Source organism: Asticcacaulis sp. AC402, from assembly GCF_000495835.1.
Classification (GTDB): domain Bacteria; phylum Pseudomonadota; class Alphaproteobacteria; order Caulobacterales; family Caulobacteraceae; genus Asticcacaulis.
Map to the genome: position 1 here is coordinate 70991 of NZ_AWGC01000013.1, position 15500 is coordinate 86490.

A 15500-nucleotide genomic window follows, 5' to 3' on the forward strand; every position below is an offset into this window, starting at 1 on the left:
GCGCTCAAATTTCCTTGATCATCATTTTGAAAGCGGCCTTGAACTTGGCGCCGACCGCAGCCGCTGTGGCGGAATTGACGACGATTTCAACCTTGGGCGTGGCAGCCACGCCCATGACGCAGGCACCGGCCTTTACGCAGGCCATGTCAGAGCCAATGCTCAGGATTTTCTTGCTTTTGGCCGCAGAACCTACGGCGGTGAAGTTGACACCACGCGTAATGTAGTAAGCGCCGACATCACCGGCAGAGCCTATGGCACCCGCCTCAACCGGCTTTCCGACGATGGTCGCGGAACCAGCCGCCATGCCCGAACCCAGGGCCGCCATGACCTCATCCTTCTCGGCAACCGAGGCCGGTTTGGATGCGTCGTAGACGATGGCAAAGGTAACCTTGCCCGTCGGCCCGCCATCAAGAAAGGTCAGGGTTCGGCCGGCGACCTGAATTTCTCTGGCACCATCCGCATGGGCGGAAAGTGGCGCCAAAAAAAGCGTTGCGACCGCCGTCGCGAGGGCCGTTGCGTGCGTTAGACGTTTTGACATATCCAGCCTCGGGAAACTATACTGTTGCAAAAGCAAGTAACTTGACTTGGTTAATTGCAAGTAAATGTGCCATGGGAACGATTTTTTGCTGGGACTAACATATGTCAGTTCAGGAGAAGCGCTTACGCTAACCAAGCTATGAACACGTTGCCGAAAGTCTTTCAAAATAAGAGTATGGCCGACCGGCAGTCTCGGTATGTCCGACCACAAAGAGGCTTGCGATCTCCGGTAAAGAAGTTATTTTATTATGTAATATCAATGTGTTATAACTTTTATAAGTATTACTTTTGGTAAGTTTAAGTATAACTTCGACTCTACTCTTCAGTCAGCCCTTTAAGGCCGCGGAAATGGCACGCCCCTTCCAGCGCGGAAAAGACACCCCTCGGCCGTTGACATCCGCCCACTATTGGGCGAACAAAAAACATGAGAACCCTCGAAGACATCAACCAATGGGGCCAGGGCACCCTGCCAGGCCACCTTGGTATCCGCATTACCCATGTGGCGCACGGCGAACTCCACGCCGAGCTTTCGATCCAGCCGCAGGTGACGGCGCCCAATGGCTACCTCCATGCCGGCACGGTGGTTAGCCTGGCCGATACGGCGGCGGGTTATGGCTGCATCCATTCGCTGCCCGATGGTGCGGTCAACTTCACCACCGTCGAGCTGAAATCCAACCACCTGGCGACCGCGCGTGAGGGCACGCTCGCGGCTATCGGCAAGGCGGTACACATGGGCCGCACGACCCAGGTGTGGGATGTGACCGTTACCCACCCCGAAAGCGGAAAGACCATCGCTCTGTTCCGCTGCACCCAGATGCTGATCTATCCGAAGTAAAGCCATGGCTACCGAAATCGAACGCAAATTCCTGGTCACCGGCGATTTCCGGCCGTTTGCCGTCAGCCAGCATCAGATCGTCCAGTTCTATCTGAGCACCAGGCCTGATTGCACGGTCCGTATACGGCTTACCGACGATAAGGCTTTTATCACCATCAAGGGCCGAAGCTCCGAAGACGGATTGGAACGGGCAGAGTGGGAATATGCTATCCCTGTTGCCGATGCCGAAGACATGTTGCGTCTGCCTGGCATCCAATCCCTGGCCAAGGTGCGCTACAGGGTACCGGTCGGCAACCACGTCTGGGAAGTCGACGTCTTCGAAGGCACGAATGCCAGCCTGATCATGGCAGAGATCGAACTCGCTAGTCGCGATGAGGCGTTCGAACGGCCCGACTGGATCGGCCCAGAGGTTACCGGCGATGCCCGGTATTACAATTCTCAGCTTCTGACCGCGCCTTACACAGGCTGGACCCAGAGCGCAATACGATAAAAAGTGACGCCACCGCACGGACGTCCCCGTTTTCGGATAAATTGTGCGACAAAACAAAAACTTAGAGAGGGATTTTGATTCCACTAGAATCCCGCTCTGGCGTCTACTCCACCGTCACCGACTTGGCCAGGTTACGCGGCTGGTCGACATCGGTCCCCTTATGCACGGCCGTATGGTAGGCCAGCAACTGGATTGGCACCGAATAGATCAGCGGCGCGATAAAGGCGTCGCAGGACGGCGCTACAATCACCTTTAATGACTTGGCGGCATCGCCTGACAGGTTCGGCACCTTGTCCGGCGCATTGGTGATAATGATCACCCGGCCGCCGCGCGCCGCTACCTCCTGCACATTGGAAGCCGTCTTTTCGAACAGGGCGTCGTCCGGCGCGATCACTACCACCGGCGTATTTTCGTCGATCAGGGCGATCGGCCCGTGCTTCAACTCGCCGGCGGCATAACCTTCCGCATGGATATAGCTGATTTCCTTCAGCTTCAGAGCGCCTTCCATGGCCAGAGGGTACATGTCGCCGCGACCGAGATAGATAACGTCGCGCGCCCTGGACAGGTCGTAGGTCATGCGGGTGATTTCGGCATCCATGGCCATGGCTTCGGCGATCAGGCCAGGCGCGCCCAGCAGGACCTGGACCAGGCGAGCTTCTTCGTGGCTGGTGATCCGGCCGCGTTGGCGGGCGGCACAGATAACCAGGCTGAGCAGGGCCGACAGCTGCGCCGTAAACGCCTTGGTCGAGGCGACACCGATTTCCGGCCCGGCATGGGTCGGCCACATCAGATCGGCTTCGCGCGCCATGGTCGAGGAGTGGACATTGACCAAGGCCGCGGTCCGCAAGCCATTCTCCTTGCACCAGCGCAGGGCCGCCAGGGTGTCGGCGGTTTCACCCGACTGAGAAACCGCCACCGCCAGAGTTCCCGGTGTTATCGCCGGGGTGCGATAACGGAATTCCGAGGCGACCTCGACATCCACCGGCAAACCGGCCAGTTTTTCGAAGGCATACCGGGCAATGCTGCCGGCATAGAAGGCCGTACCGCAGGCAATGATCTGGATGCGGACGATGGCACCGAAGTCGACACCGGCCTTGATATCGTCGCGCACGGTGCAGGTGGTCGGATCGAGATAGGCCGAAAGGGTGCGCTGGCAAGATTCCGGCTGCTCGTGGACTTCCTTTTCCATGAAGTGTCGGAAGGCGCCTTTTTCAACCAGGGCCGCCGAGGCCGACACCACCGTCACCGGGCGATTGACCAGCAGGCCACGGGCGTTGAAGATTTCGGCGCCGTCGCGGTGCAGTATGACCCAGTCGCCCTCTTCGAGATAGGTGACACGCTGGGTGAAGGGGCCGACCGCCAGGGCATCCGAGCCGAGGTACATCTCGTCCTGGCCCCAGCCGACGACCAGGGGCGAGCCGCGGCGGGCACCCAGGATGGTATCTTTCTCACCGCCGACCAGTATGGCCAGGGCATAGGCGCCATGCAGCCGGTCCAGGACCGACTTGAAAGCGTCTCTCAACGGCAGGGTTTTCAAGGCTTCGTCGAGCAGATGGGCGATGACCTCGGTGTCGGTGTCCGAGGTGAAGTCATGCCCCCTCGCCTTCAACTCCGTCTTTAGTTCGGCGTAGTTCTCGATGATGCCGTTGTGGACCAGGCTAACGATGCCGGCCGTATGGGGGTGAGCGTTGCGCACTTCCGGCGCTCCATGCGTGGCCCAGCGGGTATGGCCGATGCCGACAACGCCTTCGATCGGGTCGGATTGAATAGCGGCCTCGAGGTTGCGGATCTTGCCCTCGGCGCGGCGGCGATCGGGGCCTGCCTCGGTGTGGACCGCGATGCCGGCCGAGTCGTAGCCGCGGTATTCAAGCCGGCGCAATGACTCCAGCAGGCGCGGGGCGACGGGTTCGTTGCCGATGATTCCGATAATGCCGCACATGTGGTCCTGTTCCTTGATCTGGGCCGCAAAAACCCCTGTTTAGCAGACCGGTTTCAAACAATACGTAAACTGGGATGACAGAACGTTACGTTGCAGCCGAAAAAAGATAGTAAAATCAGGTATTAATAATTGATTGGTAACATTCGGGCACAAAGATTTTACGCTTGCCGGCTAAACTTGCGCCTATAAGAGGCCACCTTTCCCTCCATCCCGACAGACCGTACCCATTCTCATGAGCACACGTAAGTACTTCGGCACCGACGGTATCCGCGGCCGCGCCAACTCGTTTCCGATGACCGCCGAAGTCGCCTATCGCGTCGGCATGGCCGCCGGAAAGATGTTCATGTCCAACGCCGACCGCCGTCACCTGGTCGTTATCGGCAAGGATACGCGCCTGTCGGGCTATATGATCGAGCCAGCCCTGGTCGCCGGCTTCACCAGCGTCGGCATGGATGTGCGCCTGTTCGGGCCGCTGCCGACTCCGGGTGTTGCGCTGATGACGCGATCGATGCGCGCCGATCTGGGCGTGATGATCTCAGCATCGCACAACGCCTTTATGGACAACGGAATCAAGCTGTTCGGGCCGGATGGCTACAAGCTGTCGGACGAGGTCGAACTGGAAATCGAAGCGCGCATGGACGGCGACATCCTGCAGGGCGTGGCCGAGGCGCACAAGCTGGGCCGGGTCCAGCGTCTCGATGACGCCCAGGCGCGCTATATAGAAATCGTCAAGGCGTCTTTCCCGCGGCATTTGACCCTGAACGGCCTGCGCATCGTTATCGACTGCGCTCACGGCGCCGCCTACAAGGTTGCGCCCCTGGCCCTGTACGAGCTGGGCGCCGAGGTTATCAGTATTGGTGTGTCGCCAGACGGACTGAACATCAACGAAAAGTGCGGCTCGACCCACACGGATGCCATGGCCGTTAAGGTCAAGGAGATGCGCGCCGATCTGGGTATCGCCCTGGATGGCGATGCCGACCGGGTGGTGATCTGCGACGAAAACGGCAAGGTCGTCGATGGCGACCAGATCATGGCCATCGTCGCCGGGCATCTGGCCGACAAGGGCTTGCTGAAAGGCGGCGGCGTCGTTGCCACCGTCATGTCAAACCTGGGCCTGGAACGATTCCTCGCCGCCAAGGGTCTGACGCTGGAGCGTACAAAGGTTGGCGATCGCTATGTCATGGAGCGGATGCGCGAGGGCGGCTTTAACCTGGGTGGTGAGCAGTCGGGCCACGTCATCCTGAGCGATCATGCCACTACCGGTGATGGTTTGATGGCCGCCCTGCAGGTGCTGGCGGTGCTGGTTGAACGCGGCAAGCCGATGTCGAAGCTGGGCCGTCAGTTCGAAACCGTGCCGCAGATCTTGAAGAATGTCCGGTTTACGGGTGTTTCACCTTTGAATTCGGAGGCCGTCAAGCAGGCGATCCGTGAAGGCGAAGAGATGTTGAAAGGTTCCGGCCGGGTTCTGGTGCGGCCATCGGGTACCGAGCCGCTGATCCGCGTCATGGCCGAAGGCGATGACGAAAAGCAGGTCAAGGCGGCAGTGAACATGATTGCCGAGGCGATGAAGGCTTAAGAAAGAATTTGACCACGAACCACACGAACAGACACGAACTTCAGGTCATGTCTGAGCCGTCAGCGACGTGGTGCGCTTGGTAAAGCTTTCACCCCCGCGCAGCGGCCCAATTCGACTGAATGTCGCTGCGCGGCGATTTCCGGATAACCACAAAGTTCGTGTCTGTTCGTGTGGTTCGTGGTCAAATCCTTGCGAAAGCAGACCCGCCAACGATCAGATATAACTTGTCCACCAATACTTGTGCGTGGCGCGGTATTTCGCCCAGGCACTCGACATCGGGTAGAGGATCGCCAGAACAACCAGCCATACGAGATAGGTTGCCCATAGCGGGACGCCGGCATTAGCGGCCAGTGTGCGCGACGGGTCGCTCATATGCCCCCAGAAGGCCTGGATCGGCACGCCCTGAAACAGGCCTATCAGTACCGCCAGCCCGTGAGCGACATAGATGTGCAGCAGGTAGGTCAGCATTGGCGTCCGCCCGAACGCCAGCAGTGGTTTCTGCACCAGGGCCGGCAGTTTCGGCAAGGCCAGCATCAGCAGCATGGCGATACCCAGTGTAATCAGCGCGTAGTGCAGTGATGGTGGGTATTTGAAGACGTTGAGGACGGCGAATGGTGCTTCCGAGGGGTTGGCCGGCATGGTCCACGGAACCGGGTTGCCGTACAGATTGGGTATGCGCAAGCACAGGAACAGGACGATCGATGCGACCGCCATCAGGGCGATGTTGCGGCTGCGATTGGGGCCGAGGTCGGTAATGACCGGGGTGAGGCCGAAACCCAGGCACATGATGCCCAGCCACGGAATGGCCGGATAGACATTGAATCCGCCCAGCGGGAGATTGAAGGCTGGCTCCATGAGCAGGCTCCAGGGCAACTGGAGCGCGGCGGGCAGATTTGGCGCATCGATGGGCGCCAGCAGGACATGCCCGCCGACAATGACGGCCCCGACGGCGAGGACGGCGAGCCGCGGCAGGTGCACCAGGGCGGCCATGAAGATCATGCTGACGCCGATAGCCCAGATGACCTGAAGGAAGATGCCGGGTTTCAGGTCGAAGCCGAAATTGACGACGGTGAGTTCGAGAAAGACCAGCCAAAGGCCTCGGGTAAGCAAAAAGCGGCTGAGCGGCCATCCCGTCTTGCCATTTTGGTGTTGCAGAAAGATCGAAACGCCTGACAGGAAGACAAAGGTCGGGGCGCACAGGTGTGTGATCCATCGGGTCATGTAGAGGAAGGGACCGCCGCTTTTCAGGTCCAGCGGATCAGCACCCAGCGCGCCCTGGTGGACGAAGTCGCGCGTATGGTCGAGGACCATCAGGCAGATGGCCAAGCCACGCAGCAGATCAATAAAGTCGAGACGTTTCTGAATGTCGGTCATGGCGCACTCCCCGAGGGTGGAGCCTGGAGCGGGATGTGTTTTGATGGAATCAAAACCCCGCTCCACGCGTTATGTACGCTGATCGCGCTTGGCTGCCACGCGCAACCGCAATGCATTCAGCTTGATAAAGCCCGCCGCATCCCGGTGGTCGTACGCGACCTTGCCTTCTTCAAACGTCACCAGGTCCTGATCGTACAGCGAATAGGGGCTTTCGCGGCCGGTAATGGTGACATTGCCCTTGTACAGTTTCACCGTCACACGGCCGCTAACCTTCTCCTGCGACCAGTCGATTGCCGCCTGCAACATGTTGCGCTCAGGTGAGAACCAGAAACCATTATAGATGAGCGAGGCATATTTCGGCATCAGCTCGTCCTTCAGGTGCATGGCACCGCGGTCCAGCGTGATCGACTCGATACCGCGGTGGGCCGCCAAAAGGATGGTGCCACCCGGCGTTTCATAGACGCCGCGCGACTTCATGCCGACAAAACGGTTTTCGACCAGGTCGAGACGGCCGACGCCATTGTCGTGACCCAACTGGTTCAGCTTGGTCAGCAAGGCCGCCGGCGACAAAGCGATGCCATCGATGGCTATCGGATCGCCACGCTCGAAATCCATGGTGAAAACGGTCGGCGTGTCCGGCGCGGCCTCGGGGGCAATGGTGCGCTGATAGACGAATTCCGGCGCTTCGATGGCCGGATCCTCCAGCACCTTGCCCTCGGACGAGGAGTGCAGCAGGTTGGCGTCGACGCTGAAGGGTGCATCGCCGCGCTTGTCCTTGGCGATCGGGATCTGGTGCTGTTCGGCGAAGGCGAGCAGGGCTTCACGCGAGGCGAAGTCCCACTCCCGCCACGGGGCGATGACGCGGATGTCGGGCTCCAGGCCATAATAGCCGAGTTCGAAACGGACCTGGTCATTGCCCTTGCCGGTTGCGCCGTGACAGACGGCGTCGGCGCCGACCTTGCGGGCGATATCAATCTGGGCCTTGGCGATCAGCGGACGGGCGATCGAGGTCCCCAACAGGTACTGGCCCTCATAAACCGTATTGGCGCGGAACATCGGGAAGACGTAGTCGCGAACGAACTCCTCGCGCAGGTCCTGGATGTAGATGTTTTCCGGTTTGATGCCCAGCAGTTCGGCCTTCTTGCGCGCGGGTTCCAGCTCCTCGCCCTGGCCCAGGTCGGCGGTAAAGGTGACGACATCGGCCTGGTACTCGGTCTGCAGCCACTTCAGGATGATCGAGGTGTCGAGACCGCCGGAATAGGCGAGAACGACTTTCTTGACGGGCTTTTCGACAGGAGCGGACATGGGCGGCGTGACCTTGGGACGTGACTTGGGGTTAAATCGGGCACGCGCGCTTTACGGTCTGAGGAAAGGGGATGCAAGCCCGAATCTACGGTTCAGACCAGAAGGCTTAGGGCGATTTCATGCCACCTGCGGACGGTGATGCCGTTTTGCTGGTCGACCGCCAAGGCGTGGTCTTCGTCCACAACTATGAACAACGGAACCATGCCACGATCGCGGACCTGAACCGAAAGCGGAAGGTGCTTGTGAGTCGGGTAAGGGGGAAGGGTGCTGCTCAACCATCCGAAATAAGGCGGATCGTTGGCGCGGCCGGGATCGTTCCAGCGATCAGTCATATGATCAAAACTAGCCCGACTCAAAGACGACCAAACGGAGAACGCCAGCGATTCGCCATGACCAAGAATTGGAATTTCAATAAGGCCACGAATGAAAAACACAGTCTCGTCCACAACACACTGATCATTTGTCAGATCGACACGTTGTTCGAATTCTTCTTCCGGCACCAGATCGAGCCAGGGCGCCTTTACACCGAAGCATATCGGCAGATCGTCATGAACCTTACCGCACGTTTTGCATGACCAATTCCGTTTGAACAGGCGAAACATGCGCGCAGGTCTAAACCGTCACCTGGGTGCCAAGTTCGACGACCCGGCCAGGCGGGATATGGAAGAACTCGGTCGGGTTGGCGGCGTTTTTCATCAGGAAGATGAACAGCTTGTCCTGCCACAGCGGCATGCCGGAATTGGCCGACGGTACCACATTGCGCTTACCCAGGAAGAAGCTGGTGGCCATGATGTCGAACTTCAGCCCCAGCTTGCGGCACAGACCCAGGGCCTTCGGCAGGTTCGGGCTTTCCATAAAGCCGTAGCTGAGCGTCACCTTCTTGAAGTCGTCATTGATGACCTCGATGGTAATACGATCGCCTTCCGGCACCCTCGGCGACTGGGCTGTCTTGACGGTCAGGATGATATTCTTCTCGTGTAGAACCTTGTTGTGCTTGAGATTGTGCATCAGGGCGACGGGTGCCAGTTCGGCATCGGAAGTCAGGAAGATGGCCGTACCGGCGACTCTGTGCGGAGGCCGCTTCTTCAGCATCTCGACCAGGTCGAGCAGCTGTACGCTGTCGCGTCGGGCCTTTTCGGTCAGGGTGCGTGTGCCGGCGGCCCAGGTCAGCATGATCAGGACCAGGACGGCGCCGAAGACGAGCGGAAGCCAGGCCCCGTCCGGCACCTTGAGCAGGTTGGAGGTGATGAAGACCATGTCGAGCAGAGCCAGCGGCACCAGAAGCAGGGCGGTCTGGCCCAGGTTCCATTTCCAGATATAGCGGCAGACAAACCAGGCCAGCAGGGTATCGACGAACATCGCGCCGGTGACGGCAATGCCGTACGCCGAAGCCAGGACCGACGATCCCAGAGCGTCGGCATCCTCGGCAAGACGGGCCTCGGCGACCAGGCTGGCACCCACCAGCAGAATCAGAACGCCGATCAACAGGAAGGTGTTGACCGACGGCACATAGATCTGGCCGGCCTGGGTTTCCGAGGTACGCCGGATCTCGATTCGCGGGAGCAAGCCGAGTTGCACCGCCTGCTGGGTCAGCGAGAAGGCGCCAGTGATGACCGCCTGGGAGGCAATGACGGTAGCGATGGTGGCCAAAATCAGGATCGGCCAATAGGCAACTTCCGGCACCATGTTCCAGAACGGATTTTCACCGGCGCTGTTGTCATTCAGGATCATGGCGCCCTGACCAAGATAGTTCAGGGCCAGACACGGAAAGACCAGGACCAGCCACGAGATCTGGATCGGCTTCCTGCCGAAATGACCCATGTCGGCGTACAGAGCCTCAGCGCCGGTGACGCAAAGGAAGACGCTGCCAAGGATGATAAATCCGGCCAGTTGTTCTTCCATCAGGAAGCGAAAACCATACCACGGATTGATGGCGTAAAAGATGCGGGGATCATCGGCCAGGTGAATGGCCCCAAGCGCGCCCAGGACCAGGAACCATACGACAGTGATCGGACCGAAGAATTTGGCGACCTTGCCTGTGCCCTTGGCCTGGACCATGAACAGGGCGATCAGGATGCCAGCGGCGATCGGCAGCAGGTACGGGTCCAGCCGGCCGGCCAGGCCAGGGGCGTCCTTCAGGCCCTCGACAGCCGAGAGTACCGAGATGGCCGGCGTAATGATGCCGTCGCCATAAAACAGGGCGGCGCCGCAGATACCCAGGAAAAAGACCAGCGGCGAGTACCGGCCCAGGGCCTTTTGGGCCAGGGCCATCAGGGCCAGGGTTCCGCCTTCGCCCTTGTTGTCGGCGCGCATGAAGAAGGTGACGTACTTGATCGTCACAAACAAGGTCATGGTCCACAGGACGAGCGAAACGACCCCAAGCACGGCATGTTCCGGATTCACATCACCGCGGGCATGGTGCAAGGCTTCTCGCATGGCATATAGCGGCGACGTGCCGATATCGCCGAACACGACGCCGATCGAACCGACAGCCAAGGCGAGAAAACCTTCCTTGCCATGGCCATGACTGGTGATGGCATCGGTTTCACTGGCGGTGGCGTGAGGGCTGGCAGCTGGCGTGCCGTTAGAGTCCGCGGCTTTGGCGGACGAGGCTGATGCCGGCGGGGAGGCCTTGGAATCAGCAGGGGTTTCCCCAGTCATTCATACTCTCCTGAGGGCGGAAAACACACAGATCACCGGTGACGTCCCTCGTTTGAACTGGGCGCTCTTACGCCTATTTAAAACCACATTCAATGGCCTTTGATCGCCCTATCTTGCACTGCACAGTAAGTTTTCGGGAAAAATGCATGACAACATGGTATTTTTATTTTCATCAGCCCAGACTCGCAAAGCGCGGGGGTGTCGACTGGGTATCGAAATTCGCGTAACATTGTGCTGACATGTCCGAAAGCCAGAGATTTCCCGTAGCGGCCCATACCCTGGCTTACCTGGCCCATCGTAACGCCTGTTCGCGGGAGTCGGCGGTGTCGTCGTCGGTCCTGGCGGCGTCGATTCCCACCAACCCGGTCGTCATCCGTCGCATGACGACATTGCTGGCCAAGGCCGGCCTGGTCGCCACCTGCTCCGGCGCGGCGGGCGGGGCGTGGCTGCTGAAGCCGCCGGAAGAGATACTCCTGAATGAGGTCCTGCGTGCCGTCAATGGCTGCGCCCATCTGGGCAGCGCTCCGATCGGCGCGGAGGGGTGCCCGGTTAGCCAGGCCATCCCGAGGGCGATCAACACGGCTATGGAATTGGCCAATAAGGCCGCATCCGAGGCCCTGAGTACTGTGACTGTGGCCGATTTGCTGCGCCCTGCCGCAGCGCCATCGTGCGTGGGCGAAAAGATACCGGTCTGATCCGCTCGATTTCCCCGATTTTCTTGATTTTGTAGCGATTATCGTGTTTCCCTCCGGAATCTTGTCGCGAGGTTTCATTTGGCACGCCGTCTGGTTCTGATTACGGGAGCGTCTTCGGGCATAGGCCTGGCCTTTGCGCGGACCTATGCCGCCAACGGCTGGGACGTGGCTGTGACCGCGCGCCGGGCGGAGCGACTGGAAAAGCTGGTCGAAGAGGTTCGTCTGCGCTTTGGCGTCGAGGCCTACGGCCTGCCGGCCGACCTGTCAGATGCGGCAGCGCCAGGCGTTCTGCGGGAGGGGATTGCGGCGCTCGGCCGGACAGTCGACGGCCTGGTCAACAATGCCGGATACGGTCAGCCGGGCGGTTTTGTCGGCAATCCGTGGGAATCGCACCGTGCTTTCATGCAGGTGATGATGCTGGCGCCGATGGAGCTGACGCACCGTTTCCTCCCGGGCATGATCGAGCAGAAGTTCGGCCGCGTGGTCAATGTCGCGTCGCTGGCCGGGTTTTTGCCAGCGTCTCCCGGCGATACGGTCTATGGGCCGATCAAGACCTTCCTGACGCGGTTGTCGCAAAGCCTTCACCTGGAGGTCCGCGAGCACGGCGTGCACGTTTCGGCCCTGTGTCCAGGCTGGACCTATTCGGAATTCCACGACGTTATCGGCACGCGGTCGAAACTGTCGAAATCCATCCCCGAATGGTGGTGGATGGGCGCCGACGAGGTGGCGCGCGAGGGCTATCAGGCGTGCGAAGCCAACCGGGCGGCCTGCGTCCCGGGCGCCCCGAACAAAACGGTGGCGGCATTGCTCAAAGTCCTTCCGGACGAATGGGTGATGGAACTGGTGTCGGGACAGCTCAGCAAGATCCACAGATAGTTAGCGGTTGAGAAGGCCGCGGCCTGTCATCTCTTTGAGTTTAAAGAGGAAGGGGCCTCGGGCCCCTTCACCCCAAAACCTCATCGGTGCATGGCCTCGTAGGGGTGCGCCGCTGACGGCAGGATAATGTTTTGGGTAATCTCGCCCACAGCCGAGATGATGATCTGGACCGACAAGGCGCAGAGGATCAGCCCCAGGACACGAATCACCACAACCATGCCGACCCGGCCGAAAATCCGCGAAATGGTGTTGGAAAACAGCAGGGTGAGCAGTATGGCGAGGGCGGTGGTGATAATGGCGAGCACCCCGACGACCAGGCCAGTGATACCAAAGTCATTGGCGACACCGGCCTGGATGATCACGGTCGAAATTGTGCCCGGTCCGACCATCAGCGGAAAGGCGAAGGGCACAACCAGCTTTTCGAAGCTTTTCTTGGCGGTTTCGCGGTGACCCAGGGGTTTAACCTCGAGATGGGCTTCCCCGTCGCGGACCTCGTCCTTCTGCGTAAAGCTCTCGATAAAGTCGCCACGCGCCATGTCCAGCCCCATCAAAAACAGCAGCAGGCCACCGGCGATGCGGAAGGCATCCATGGAAATGCCGAAGAACTTCAGGATGCTCAGGCCGGCAAAGAAGAAAATGGTCAGGATCAGCGCGGTGAACAGCGAGATATAGATACTCAGCCAGCGCCGCGACTTGACCGACTGGGTCTGGGTCGCGGCGGCATAGATCGGCACATTGCCGATCGGGTCGATCAGGGCGAAGAGGGTAATGAAGAAGTTGATGTAGAAGGCAAACAGCGCCGCGAAGGAAAAGTTCTCGAACATAGCCTGGCCCCGTGATTCGCCCATATCGCGACTTGTCCTGCCATAGCAAATCGTTTAGGCCCCCAACACCCCCATAAATGGAGCGCAGCCATGACCTTGAACGCCGACCCGCGCCTGATCGTGGCCCTGGATGAATCCGATCTTGCTTCGGCGCGCGCTCTGGTGACGGCGCTCGGCGATTCGGTCAGTTATTACAAGGTCGGTCTGACGCTTTTGGCCCAGGGGGGCTTGAGCCTGTGCGACGAACTGAAAGCCCAGGGCAAGCAGGTTTTCCAGGACTGGAAGCTGCACGATATCGGCGCCCAGGTCGAAGGCGCCGCTCGCGCCGCGGTGGCAGGCGGCTGCGACCTGCTGACCGTCCATGCCGAGCCCCAGGTGATGAAGGCGGCGATTGCCGGCCGTGGCGAAGGCACGACGAAGATTATCGGCGTCACCGTGATGACCTCGTTGTCACAGGGCGATCTCGACGAGATGGGCTATGGCATGCCTTTGAGCGATCTGGTGCTGCGCCGGGTCGACCAGGCCGTCGAATGCGGACTGGACGGGGTGGTGTCGTCGCCGCACGAAGCCGCCCTGATCCGGGCGAGGGTTCCGGTGGATTTCCTGATCGTGACGCCGGGCGTGCGTCCTGTCGGCGCCGACCTCAACGACCAGCAGCGCGTGGCGACACCGCAGGATGCTTTCCTGAACGGGGCCTCGCATGTGGTGGTCGGTCGGCCGATTACCCGCGCGCCGGACCCGAAGGCAGCGACGCTGGATATCCTTCGGGCGATCCACAACGCGTGAACCGGACAAAAAATTTCTGTCGCCAGAGGCGGATTTGACCGCTAGGTTTTGATGCGGGTGGGTTTGACCTACCTGGTTCGGGGTCAGCCTATGCGCATAACATCCATCCTGTTGTCGTTCGCCCTTGCTCTGGTTCCGGCCGCTCCTGCTCTCGCCCAGATCAATGAGACGACGCAGGTCCCGGCGAAACCGGTCACGTCGCGAGGAGAAGATGTGGTCCGTCTGTACGGTCGGGCAAAGTATGGCAACATCCCTGATCAGGTGCGACTGGCTGACGCCTACGACGATGGCGACGGGGTGGCGAAAGACCGCGCCCTGGCATTGGTGTGGTTTAAGGCGGCGGCAAATTACGGGGACGCCGAAGCACAGTATGAAATGGGCAGGGCCTATCTCCTCGGCCAGGGCGTACCCAGGGATACGGCCCAGGCGGCCGATTGGCTTCGAAAATCCGCTGAACAGGGATATGGTCCTGCCCAAGTCATGTTCGGCTTTCTGTATGAAGACGGCGAAGGTGTCCCCCGGGACGATGTCCAGGCCTACACTTGGCGTACCCTTTCTCTTTTGGTTCCACGCGCGGTCATCGACAAGGACGGACGCATCGCAGCGGGGAACGACCTACTTGGCGCAAAACTGACAGCGGCTCAGATGGCGCAAGCGGAAGCACAAATCAAGGCGTGGAAGCCTGCGCCGCTGACGCCGGACCAGCAGGTCTCAGCGGCCATTGACTCGGTGAAGGTCAACCCGATCCACGAAACCTTGAACGTCTTGCGCCCTCTTGCGGAAGGTGGCCATGTCCGCGCCCAATACTTGCTCGGGGCTTTATACGGCGTGGGAATGGGTATGCCCCGCGACCCTGCCACCGCGATCGTCTGGTACCAAAAGGCGGCAGAGCAGGGGCACCCAGTGGCGCAGTACATGCTGGGGCTCGCCTACCAGAAAGGCGAGGACCTCGCCAAGGATGATGCGGCTGCGATACGGTGGCTGCGCCCGGCAGCGGACGCGAATATCGGTAAAGCACAATATCTTCTGGGTATCCTGCATCTCGGTGGAAAGGGTGTTCCCCCGGATGATGTGGCTGGCCGGGCGCTTCTGCAAGCTGCCGCCGATCAGGGCGAGAGCGACGCTCAATATTTCCTGAGCACCCTGATCGTCGCCGGGCGTGGCGGCCCCGCGGACCTGGTGGAAGGGTACAAATGGTTGCTTCTGACGGAGGCCTACCGGGATGACGATGAAATTTTGGGCATGATGGCGGAGTTGAAAGCAGACCTGATCACGAAAATGACCCCAGCCGAAATCGCCGAAGCCGAAAGGCGTGCCGCGGTGTGGATGCCGACCTTCCCCAAACCCTGAGACGTGGCCCTAAAAATCCACCGCAATGCCTTTGCGTTCCCAGTCGCCGTAGCGCGTTGGCTCAGGCCCCGGCGGACCGCCTTCTTCCGCGGCGCGGGCGGCTTCCGCTTCGGCCACAGCGCGGCGTTCGGCCGCTTCGGCCAGAGCGCGCTGGGCGGCGGGCGTCAGCACCTTTTTCGGCGTCAGATCGGACAGGTCGGGTTCGGATGACATTTCTGTAATCCCCTTGCAGGCTTGGGATGTGACCCTACA

The 15500-nt window shown here is 60.2% G+C and carries 15 protein-coding genes; 7 read left to right on the forward strand and 8 right to left on the reverse strand.

Going from position 1 to position 15500, the window contains the following annotated elements; all coding sequences use genetic code 11:
- Positions 1-4: 4 nt before the first annotated feature.
- Complete coding sequence (locus tag ABAC402_RS27905; protein WP_023449015.1) at positions 5-538, reverse strand: hypothetical protein; 534 nt, start codon at positions 536-538, stop codon at positions 5-7.
- 423 nt (positions 539-961) lie between these two features.
- Here ABAC402_RS27905 and ABAC402_RS27910 point away from each other — a divergent pair, with 423 nt between their 5' ends.
- Together ABAC402_RS27910 and ABAC402_RS27915 are read left to right on the forward strand one after the other, a co-directional pair.
- Positions 962-1372, forward strand: a complete 411-nt coding sequence (locus tag ABAC402_RS27910) for a PaaI family thioesterase (RefSeq protein WP_023449016.1) — start codon at positions 962-964, stop codon at positions 1370-1372.
- 4 nt (positions 1373-1376) lie between these two features.
- The gene (locus ABAC402_RS27915; protein WP_023449017.1) at positions 1377-1862 is read left to right on the forward strand and encodes a CYTH domain-containing protein; all 486 of its coding nucleotides are present in this window, start codon (positions 1377-1379) and stop codon (positions 1860-1862) included.
- A gap of 103 nt (positions 1863-1965) precedes the next feature.
- On the opposite strand, the gene glmS is transcribed toward ABAC402_RS27915, so the two are convergent.
- Positions 1966-3801, reverse strand: a complete 1836-nt coding sequence (glmS, locus tag ABAC402_RS27920; RefSeq protein ID WP_023449018.1) for a glutamine--fructose-6-phosphate transaminase (isomerizing) — start codon at positions 3799-3801, stop codon at positions 1966-1968.
- Positions 3802-4033: 232 nt separating this feature from the next.
- Between glmS and glmM the strand changes: the two genes are divergently transcribed.
- Positions 4034-5377, forward strand: coding sequence for a phosphoglucosamine mutase (gene glmM, locus ABAC402_RS27925; protein WP_023449019.1), 1344 nt, complete (start codon positions 4034-4036; stop codon positions 5375-5377).
- A 213-nt stretch (positions 5378-5590) separates the two neighbouring features.
- Here glmM and ABAC402_RS27930 read toward each other — a convergent pair whose 3' ends face one another.
- The 4 genes from ABAC402_RS27930 to ABAC402_RS27945 all read right to left on the reverse strand — a co-directional run bounded on the left by ABAC402_RS27930 (position 5591) and on the right by ABAC402_RS27945 (position 10717).
- Positions 5591-6751 (reverse strand): DUF1624 domain-containing protein, encoded by a 1161-nt coding sequence (locus ABAC402_RS27930; protein WP_023449020.1) that lies wholly within the window; start codon positions 6749-6751, stop codon positions 5591-5593.
- Between the two features lie 69 nt (positions 6752-6820).
- Complete coding sequence (locus ABAC402_RS27935; RefSeq protein WP_023449021.1) at positions 6821-8056, reverse strand: argininosuccinate synthase; 1236 nt, start codon at positions 8054-8056, stop codon at positions 6821-6823.
- A gap of 92 nt (positions 8057-8148) precedes the next feature.
- A complete protein-coding gene (locus ABAC402_RS27940) occupies positions 8149-8658 on the reverse strand; it encodes a DUF2199 domain-containing protein (RefSeq protein ID WP_023449022.1) in 510 nt (169 codons plus the stop codon).
- Positions 8659-8668: 10 nt separating this feature from the next.
- Positions 8669-10717, reverse strand: a complete 2049-nt coding sequence (locus tag ABAC402_RS27945) for a potassium transporter Kup (RefSeq protein ID WP_023449023.1) — start codon at positions 10715-10717, stop codon at positions 8669-8671.
- 239 nt (positions 10718-10956) lie between these two features.
- Here ABAC402_RS27945 and ABAC402_RS27950 point away from each other — a divergent pair, with 239 nt between their 5' ends.
- Positions 10957-11412 (forward strand): Rrf2 family transcriptional regulator, encoded by a 456-nt coding sequence (locus ABAC402_RS27950; protein WP_023449024.1) that lies wholly within the window; start codon positions 10957-10959, stop codon positions 11410-11412.
- A 78-nt stretch (positions 11413-11490) separates the two neighbouring features.
- Positions 11491-12288 carry an SDR family oxidoreductase gene (locus tag ABAC402_RS27955; protein ID WP_023449025.1) on the forward strand — a complete coding sequence of 266 codons (798 nt, stop codon included), beginning with the start codon at positions 11491-11493 and terminating at the stop codon, positions 12286-12288.
- 80 nt (positions 12289-12368) lie between these two features.
- Here the strand turns inward: ABAC402_RS27955 and ABAC402_RS27960 are convergent, their stop codons facing one another.
- Positions 12369-13136: a MarC family protein gene (locus ABAC402_RS27960; RefSeq protein ID WP_023449026.1), complete on the reverse strand. Its 768-nt coding sequence runs from the start codon at positions 13134-13136 to the stop codon at positions 12369-12371.
- A gap of 72 nt (positions 13137-13208) precedes the next feature.
- On the opposite strand from ABAC402_RS27960, the gene pyrF reads away from it, so the two are divergent.
- Both pyrF and ABAC402_RS27970 read left to right on the forward strand, forming a co-directional pair.
- A complete protein-coding gene (pyrF, locus tag ABAC402_RS27965; protein ID WP_040409883.1) occupies positions 13209-13898 on the forward strand; it encodes an orotidine-5'-phosphate decarboxylase in 690 nt (229 codons plus the stop codon).
- Positions 13899-14111: 213 nt separating this feature from the next.
- Positions 14112-15248 carry a tetratricopeptide repeat protein gene (locus tag ABAC402_RS27970; protein ID WP_162148513.1) on the forward strand — a complete coding sequence of 379 codons (1137 nt, stop codon included), beginning with the start codon at positions 14112-14114 and terminating at the stop codon, positions 15246-15248.
- 9 nt (positions 15249-15257) lie between these two features.
- Here the strand turns inward: ABAC402_RS27970 and ABAC402_RS27975 are convergent, their stop codons facing one another.
- Positions 15258-15461: a DUF1674 domain-containing protein gene (locus tag ABAC402_RS27975; RefSeq protein ID WP_023449029.1), complete on the reverse strand. Its 204-nt coding sequence runs from the start codon at positions 15459-15461 to the stop codon at positions 15258-15260.
- Positions 15462-15500 lie beyond the last annotated feature (39 nt).

Excerpts from the sequence above, each read along its gene's own strand:
- ABAC402_RS27905 (WP_023449015.1), bottom strand. The coding sequence starts at position 538 with ATGTCAAAACGTCTAACGCACGCAACGGCCCTCGCGACGGCGGTCGCA.
- ABAC402_RS27910 (WP_023449016.1), top strand. The coding sequence starts at position 962 with ATGAGAACCCTCGAAGACATCAACCAATGGGGCCAGGGCACCCTGCCA.
- ABAC402_RS27915 (WP_023449017.1), top strand. The coding sequence starts at position 1,377 with ATGGCTACCGAAATCGAACGCAAATTCCTGGTCACCGGCGATTTCCGG.
- glmS (WP_023449018.1), bottom strand. The coding sequence starts at position 3,801 with ATGTGCGGCATTATCGGAATCATCGGCAACGAACCCGTCGCCCCGCGC.
- glmM (WP_023449019.1), top strand. The coding sequence starts at position 4,034 with ATGAGCACACGTAAGTACTTCGGCACCGACGGTATCCGCGGCCGCGCC.
- ABAC402_RS27930 (WP_023449020.1), bottom strand. The coding sequence starts at position 6,751 with ATGACCGACATTCAGAAACGTCTCGACTTTATTGATCTGCTGCGTGGC.
- ABAC402_RS27935 (WP_023449021.1), bottom strand. The coding sequence starts at position 8,056 with ATGTCCGCTCCTGTCGAAAAGCCCGTCAAGAAAGTCGTTCTCGCCTAT.
- ABAC402_RS27940 (WP_023449022.1), bottom strand. The coding sequence starts at position 8,658 with ATGTTTCGCCTGTTCAAACGGAATTGGTCATGCAAAACGTGCGGTAAG.
- ABAC402_RS27945 (WP_023449023.1), bottom strand. The coding sequence starts at position 10,717 with ATGACTGGGGAAACCCCTGCTGATTCCAAGGCCTCCCCGCCGGCATCA.
- ABAC402_RS27950 (WP_023449024.1), top strand. The coding sequence starts at position 10,957 with ATGTCCGAAAGCCAGAGATTTCCCGTAGCGGCCCATACCCTGGCTTAC.
- ABAC402_RS27960 (WP_023449026.1), bottom strand. The coding sequence starts at position 13,136 with ATGGGCGAATCACGGGGCCAGGCTATGTTCGAGAACTTTTCCTTCGCG.
- ABAC402_RS27975 (WP_023449029.1), bottom strand. The coding sequence starts at position 15,461 with ATGTCATCCGAACCCGACCTGTCCGATCTGACGCCGAAAAAGGTGCTG.